General features: G+C 27.5%; 4 protein-coding genes. All 4 read left to right on the top strand.

The features are described 5' to 3' along the window. Positions 1-680: AAA family ATPase (locus tag Q1J48_RS03375; protein WP_300361240.1), on the top strand; the 680-nt coding region annotated here is incomplete at its 5' end. A 14-nt stretch (positions 681-694) separates the two neighbouring features. Further along, complete coding sequence (locus tag Q1J48_RS03380) at positions 695-1,495, top strand: tyrosine-type recombinase/integrase (RefSeq protein WP_300329668.1); 801 nt, start codon at positions 695-697, stop codon at positions 1,493-1,495. Continuing rightward, a complete protein-coding gene (gene era, locus Q1J48_RS03385) occupies positions 1,495-2,388 on the top strand; it encodes a GTPase Era (RefSeq protein ID WP_300329671.1) in 894 nt (297 codons plus the stop codon). Before Q1J48_RS03380 ends, era begins: the two co-directional genes overlap by 1 nt. Before the next feature lie 25 nt (positions 2,389-2,413). Further along, positions 2,414-2,820: flavodoxin family protein (locus Q1J48_RS03390; protein ID WP_300361243.1), on the top strand; the 407-nt coding region annotated here is incomplete at its 3' end.

Genomic DNA, 2,820 nt, shown 5'->3' on the forward strand with positions numbered 1-2,820 from the left:
ATAATATCTCTTTAAAATTAAAAACTCTTGATGAGAATAATTTTGAAGTTAATAACCTTTTAAATGAAAAGGAAAAACATAAGATTAATTATTGGAAATATGCTAATGAACTTAGAGAAATAAGAAAAAGATTTATAAAAAGAATAGAGGATAATCTTGGAAAAGAGCTTGATTTTCTTAATATGAAAGATGCTAAGCTTGATATCAAACTTGAAGAAAAAGAAACTATGTCAAAGAATGGTTCTGATTCAGTTGAATTTTTTATTACTACTAACATTGGACAAACACCAAAACCACTACAAAAAATAGCTTCTGGTGGAGAGGTTAGTAGAATTATGTTAGCATTAAAAGCTATTTTCTCCCACGTTGATAATATCCCTATATTAATTTTTGATGAAATTGATACTGGAGTTGGGGGAGAAACTGTAAGAAAAATTGCTGATAAATTAAGAGAGATTGGAAAAAATGCTCAAGTTATATGTATTACCCACTCACCTGCCATAGCTTCTAAAGCTAATGAACAATATTATATTAAAAAGACTTCTCAAGATGGTACTACCTTTACATCTGTAAAAAAACTATCATCAGAAGAGAGAGTTCATGAAATAGCTCGTATGTTAGCGGGAGAAAATATAAGTGAGGCTGTTATAGAACACGCCAAAGAATTATTATCTGAATAATAAAAAGGAAGAATATGGATTTAATAAAATATTTTTTAGAAGAAATAAAAAATGAGGGTATTATTTCTGAAAAGACTATTGAATTTTATAAAAGTGATTTAAATTTTTTCAATGATTTTTTAGAAAATCCAAATCTTGAAAAAATAACTCAAGAGGAACTTAATAAATATCTTCAATATGTTAAAGAAAAATATTCTGAAAATTCTGTTATAAGAAAGATTACCTCTTTAAAAAGTTTTTATAAATTTTTGGTAAAAAAAGATATTATATCTGTATCCCCTATTGATAAAATATCCACAAGTAGAAAAGATATAAAAATACAAAAAAGTATAAAAGAAAGTCAATTAAAAGCTATAATAGATGTTTGTGAAGATAATAAAATAGAAAATAGAGATAAAATTATTATCAAACTTTTAGCTCTCACTGGAGCTAAGATCATAGATATTTTAAATATCAATCTTTTAAAATTAAAGGAGAATGATTTTAAATATTTTCCTTTAAAACAAAGAAATATTTTTGTTATGGTTATGATACCAGAGGAGTTATCTCTTGAGATTAAGGATTATGTTGAAAAGTATAGTCTTGATCAAGAGTTTCTTTTTGATGGGGTTAATAATCAAACTTTTAAAGTAAATTTTGTAAAATATGTAAAAAGAGCTAATCTTGATGAGAATATTTTACCTAGTATGATAAAAAATAAATTTATTCACGATATAAAAAAAATAGAAAATGAAACTGAAAATAATGATATTGAACTTTTTAAAAAAATAAAAGAACAATATATGAAAATTGGAATAGGAGATGATATAAACTAATGAAAGCTGGATTTATTGCTGTTGTTGGAAGACCAAATGTTGGAAAATCTACCCTTATAAATAAATTGGTAAATGAAAAGGTAGCTATTGTATCAAATAAAGCCGGTACAACTAGAGAAAATATAAAAGGAATTCTTAATATGGGAGGAAATCAATATATATTTATTGATACTCCTGGTATACATAAACCTAAACATCTTTTAGGAGAATATATGACTACCTCTGCTATAAAAGTATTAAAAGATGTAGATCTTATTCTTATGCTTTTAGATGGTACTCAAGAAATTAGTACTGGAGATCAATTTGTAATGGAAAAAGTTCTTGAGGCTAGAAGAACACCTAGAATATTGGTTATCAATAAAATTGATAAACTTAATGATGAACAACTTGTTGAAAAACGTCAAGAGATAAAAGAAAAACTTGGAGAGTTTGATGGTTTAGTTGAGATAGCTGGAGAGTACGGTATTGGACTTGGTAAACTTTTAAATACTATTGATCCTTTCTTAGAAGAGGGAATACAATATTATCCTGAAGATATGTACACTGATATGCCTGTATATAGAATTATAATTGAAATCATAAGAGAAAAAATATTACAAAAAACTAGAGATGAAATTCCTCACTCTATCGCTATCGAGATCATCAATGTAGAAAAAAGAGATTCTGGAAAAGATAAATTTAATATAAATATCTATGTTGAAAGAGATTCACAAAAAGGAATAGTTATTGGAAAAGGTGGAAAACTTCTTAAAGAGATTGGAATTGAAGCTAGACGTGAGATTGAAATCCTTTTAGGCAGAGAGATATTCTTAGAGTTATGGGTTAAGGTTAAAGAGGATTGGAGAAAGAAAAAACCATTCCTTAAAGAATTAGGATATTTTGACGAAGATTAATTTTTAAAGTTTAGGGGGTTATATAATGAAAGTTTTAATGGTAAATGGTAGTTCTCACCAAGGTTGTACCTTTACTGCTCTTTCTGAAATAGGAAAAGTTTTAGAGAAAGAGGGAATTGAATGGGAAATATTTAATATAGGAGGAGGACCTCTTAGAGATTGTATCGGTTGTGGTGGTTGTAAATCTCAAGATTGTGCTTGTGTCTTTAATGATGATATTGCTAACGAATTTCTAAAAAAAGCTCGTGAAGCTGATGGGTATATCTTTGGTAGTCCTGTTTATTTTGCTCATCCAAGTGGTAGAATTATCTCTTTACTTGATAGAGCCTTTGTTGCTGGAAAAAAAATATTCTTACATAAACCAGCTGCTTGTATAGCTTCTGCAAGAAGAGGGGGAACAACTGCTACATTTGATGTACTTAATAAATATTT

Origin of the sequence: Fusobacterium sp., from assembly GCF_029258315.1 — a bacterium.
Lineage (GTDB): Bacteria > Fusobacteriota > Fusobacteriia > Fusobacteriales > Fusobacteriaceae > Fusobacterium_B.